Origin of the sequence: Pseudomonas sp. Sample_9, assembly GCF_004307535.1 — a bacterium.
Taxonomy (GTDB): Bacteria; Pseudomonadota; Gammaproteobacteria; order Pseudomonadales; family Pseudomonadaceae; genus Aquipseudomonas; species Aquipseudomonas mercuritolerans.
On sequence record NZ_RAZO01000455.1, the window covers coordinates 1 to 4179 of the forward strand.

6 protein-coding genes are annotated in these 4179 nt (G+C 60.7%); 3 read left to right on the forward strand and 3 right to left on the reverse strand.

Annotated features, from left to right (window positions below; genetic code table 11):
* Together D6877_RS25860 and D6877_RS25865 are read left to right on the forward strand one after the other, a co-directional pair.
* Positions 1–207, forward strand: a 207-nt coding sequence (locus D6877_RS25860) for a YceI family protein (RefSeq protein WP_130912539.1), incomplete at its 5' end; no start/stop codon positions are given.
* A gap of 87 nt (positions 208–294) precedes the next feature.
* Positions 295–981 (forward strand): GNAT family N-acetyltransferase, encoded by a 687-nt coding sequence (locus D6877_RS25865; RefSeq protein ID WP_130912540.1) that lies wholly within the window; start codon positions 295–297, stop codon positions 979–981.
* Positions 982–1040: 59 nt separating this feature from the next.
* On the opposite strand, the gene D6877_RS25870 is transcribed toward D6877_RS25865, so the two are convergent.
* A complete protein-coding gene (locus D6877_RS25870; RefSeq protein WP_130912541.1) occupies positions 1041–1481 on the reverse strand; it encodes a hotdog fold domain-containing protein in 441 nt (146 codons plus the stop codon).
* Positions 1482–1641: 160 nt separating this feature from the next.
* Between D6877_RS25870 and D6877_RS25875 the strand changes: the two genes are divergently transcribed.
* Positions 1642–2274 (forward strand): TetR/AcrR family transcriptional regulator, encoded by a 633-nt coding sequence (locus D6877_RS25875; protein WP_130912542.1) that lies wholly within the window; start codon positions 1642–1644, stop codon positions 2272–2274.
* 216 nt (positions 2275–2490) lie between these two features.
* Here D6877_RS25875 and D6877_RS25880 read toward each other — a convergent pair whose 3' ends face one another.
* Together D6877_RS25880 and D6877_RS25885 are read right to left on the reverse strand one after the other, a co-directional pair.
* Positions 2491–3615, reverse strand: a complete 1125-nt coding sequence (locus D6877_RS25880) for a P1 family peptidase (RefSeq protein ID WP_130912543.1) — start codon at positions 3613–3615, stop codon at positions 2491–2493.
* 73 nt (positions 3616–3688) lie between these two features.
* A partial coding sequence (locus D6877_RS25885; protein ID WP_130912544.1) for an extracellular solute-binding protein occupies positions 3689–4179 on the reverse strand: 491 nt, incomplete at its 5' end.

Here is a 4179-nt window from a genome sequence, read left to right on the forward strand (position 1 = left end):
CAAGTCGCCGGTCAGCTCACGCTCAAGGGCATCACTCGCGAGGTCGAGGTGCCGGTGGAATTGAAACCGGACAACGCCATCGGCATCTTCGACGGTGAGCTGGTGCTCAACCGTGAGGAGTTCGGCCTCGGCGCAGGAGAGTGGGCTGACAGCGTGGTGTCGAGGGACATCAACATCAAATTCAGGGTGGTGGCGCCACAACAGTGACGGTTCAATAGATCCGGCACGGTATGATGTCGCGGTTCGTCGACGGCTCTGATCATCGGCAACGTTTTTTATCGCCGGAGTTTGCCCATGCCACGCATCACCCACTACACCTCCCCATGCCCGGAAAGCGTCAACAGCCAGATCCTGCAAATGGTCGTCGATTACCTGACCGACATCAGTGCGGTCGGCCTCGGCCCGAGCAATCTGCTGTACAACGTTTATCAGTACGCGGTCGGTTATGAGGTGCATCTGTATCTCGAGGCGTTGAACGGGCAGAAGGGCACCGAGGTGGAATTGCTGGTGGCCACAAACGAAGAAGACCCGGAGCAAGTCATCGGATTTCTCATCTGTCTACCGGTGCAGGGCGATTGGGAGGCGTGCAGCGTCGCGTACATGGCGGTGCGTGAAGGTCATCGGCGTCAGGGTGTGGCGCGGGCGATGCTCGCGGACATGGTCGGGCGCTACCCGCATGCGGAACTGGCCTGCAGCATTGGCAAGGTACCGTATTTCGAGGCACTGGGTTTTGAAGTGATCGGCCAGCGCGAAACCCAGGTGCTGATGAGTACGCGGCATTACCGCAGCAACGGCCTGCGCGGGTTCATCGACACCACGCCGATCTATCGCTCGCTGGAAGTGCAGCAGATTCACACCTATCTGCTGCAGAAGAACGGCAAGCGCGCGATGCTCGATGCGGAAAAACAACGCGACCGCCATCTGGACCAGGCCAGCCGCCACGTAGAAGAATTTGTCCGTCAGCGCCTGACCCTGCACTGATCGTCGGCCAATCAAAAGCCCTTGCTGCGTATCCCGCGGCAAGGGCTTTTTTGTACCTGCTAACCGAGCTTGACGTTCATGGTGATACGCGCGGTGAAGACTTTTTTACCCTCGGTATCGTGAATGTCGACGTTGACTACCTTGTCGCCATCGCTTTGCCAATCCACACCTTCAGCGCTGGCCACAGCGGTGACGTCGGTTTTCGCCTTGGCCAGATATTCCACGGCCATGCCTTTGGGAATCCAGCGCGCGCCGGCCGGGATCGACACGTCGGTCATCATTCCGCCGGCCAGTTCTGCCGCGTTGCACATGGCGATCGCGTGCACCGTGCCGAGGTGGTTGGTGATTTCCTTGCGAAACGGCACGTGCACGGTGGCGGCATTCGGGCGCAACTCGGAAATCAGCGGATTGATGCTGCTGAAGTACGGGGCGAACTGGCAGGCCATTTTGCTGAATGCATCCGGGCCGACGCTGTTGAACATGCTGAGAGATTGACTCATGGGAAGCCTCGCTGGGTAGTTTGCAGAATGATGTTCCGTTACAGAATAATGTTCTGTAACGGAACGGTATTCTGTTCACGGCAAATCTGTCAACCTAGGCGCGATTTGTTCACGGGCACGTGACGCCCTTTATCAACCACCGTTTTTGGACCCGAGCAGCATGGACACCGCCGATCTATTGGAACGCAGCTACCCCGGCCGCCGCGCCGAACTCAAACGCGATATCTTTCACAAGGCCCTGAGCCTGTTCAACGAACAGGGGATCGAGGCCACCACCATCGAAATGATCCGCGCCGAATGCGACACCAGCGTCGGCGCGATCTATCACCATTTCGGCAACAAGGAAGGGCTGGTCGCGGCGCTGTTTTTCACCGCGCTGGAGGATCAGGCGCGTTTGCGTGATGCGTATCTGGACGCGGCCGATACCACTCAAAAAGGCGTGCAGGCGCTGGTCTTCAGCTATGTCGACTGGGTCGAGCAACAACCGCAGTGGGCGCGTTTCCAGTACCACGCGCGGTTCGCCGTGACCAAAGGCCCGTTCAAGGACGAGCTGGCCGAGCGCAACAAGACGCGCAACCTGCGTCTGCGCCAATGGCTGACGCAATCGGGTCGCGCCGCCGAACTTCAGGATTTGCCTGCCGAGCTGCTGCCATCGCTGATCATTGGCCAAGCGGACAGCTACTGCCGAGCCTGGCTGGCAGGGCGAGTGAAAGGCAGCCCGAGTGCCTATCGCGAAGTGCTCGCGCAAGCGGCATGGCGTTCGATTCGCGCCGAAGGTCTCGCCGAGAACTGAAATACGCAGACAAAAAAAGAGCCTCAAAGCTCTTGATGGGGAGGAAGTAGAGCCCGTGAGGCTCAAGAGGCGTGTGAAGCAAGGCGTGGGCTTGATTGGGGTTCAGAACACCCACGCCTACGCAGCGCCGGATCAATCCAGTCACCGCGTAGCTTCATCCTAGGAGCGTGCAACGGACGACTCAAGTACCGCCAGTCGTCCTTGCACAATGCCGGTTCACGCCGGGCGCGACCCTGGCCAACCCGATTTTGCCAGTGCCGCCAAAAGCGTTTGCGCATCCAGGCCCGGCACCGAATGGCCGTTGCCCTCGCTGCTGTCGCTGGCGAGCAGGGCATTGATGATCGCTTCTTCAACGGCTTCGGTCGCGGCCAGGAACAGCTCGCTGATGTGGTCGTTGTTGACCATGCGCAAACCGTCGCAGGTGGCTGCGCGTTTAGCCTCGTAAGCCGCAGGCGGGACGTGATCATTGCCAGTGGCGAAGGCAATGAAGATGTCGCCGCTGTGGTCTTCGTTACCGCCGCCGGTACGCGCCAGGCCCAGGCTGGCACGTTGTGCCAGACGCGTGCATTGATGGGGCAGCAGCGGCGCATCAGTCGCCAGGCAGACGACGATCGAGCCCATGCCCGGGTGCGGCAGCGCTGCCCGCAGGAACGGTGAATCCTTCTGTTCCATATAGCGCCCGACCGGGTAACCATCGACGCGTAATTCACTGCGAATGCCGTGGTTGGCCTGCACGATCGCGCCAACGGTCCAGCCTCCCTGGGCAGCACTCAAACGGCGCGATGCGGTGCCGATGCCACCTTTGAATTCGTGGCAGATCATGCCGCTGCCACCACCCACCGCACCTTCGCGCACCGGGCCGTCCACGGCGCCGTTCAGTGCCTCGGCGACATGCTCGGGCTTGACGTGAAAGCCGTTGATGTCATTGAGAAGTCCATCGAAGGTCTCCAGCACCACCGGCATATTCCAGTAAAGCCGCCCGTCATCCGGCTGCTGCTCTCGGTCCAGCACAATCAGCGCATCCCGCACCACACCGAGGCTGTGGGTGTTGGTAAAGGCAATCGGACTGGTCAGCAGACCGGCCTCGCGAATCCATTCCAGGCCGGTCGCATCACCGTTGCCATTGAGTACATGCACGCCGGCAAAGCACGGTTGCTGGCTGGTCGAGCCGGGGCGCGGCTCGATCAGCGTGACGCCAGTGCAGATGTCACGGCCGCTGCTGCTGCGACCGCGTACATTGCTGTGACCGACGCGCACGCCTGGCACATCGGTGATGGCGTTGAGCGGGCCGGGTTGCATCTGGCCAATGAGGATATCGAGATCACGGGCACGCGGATTCATAAGATTCAGTCTCTTGATTCAAAAGGTCGGGCGGCTTACCGCTCGGATGAGGCAGGCAGATTTCTTGCGCGGGTTACTGGCCGTTCTTGACCTTGCTCCACACCCGCGTACGCACGCGTTCGACGGCTTTGGGCAAGGGTTCGAGGGTGTAGAGGGTGGCCATGGCGGCAGGGGACGGGTACACCGCCGGGTTGTCGCGAGTGGCTGCTGCCACCAGCGCTGTCGCGGCGCGATTGCCGTTCGGGTACGACAGGTGATCACTGACCGGCGCGATTACCTCGGGCCGCAGCAGGTAATCGATAAACGCCAGGCCTTGGGCGCGATTGGGGGCGTCCTTGAGCAGCACCAAGGTATCGAACCACACCGGCGCGCCTTCCTTGGGCAGGCTGTAGGCGATCTTTACGCCGTTGTTGGCCTGCTCGGCATTGGTCTTGGCTTCGAGCATCGCCCCGGACCAGCCAACCGCCACGCAGATATTGCCGTTGGACAGATCGCTGATGAACTTCGAAGAGTTGAAGTAGGCGATGTGCGGGCGCAGCTTGAGCAGCAATGCTTCGGCTTTTT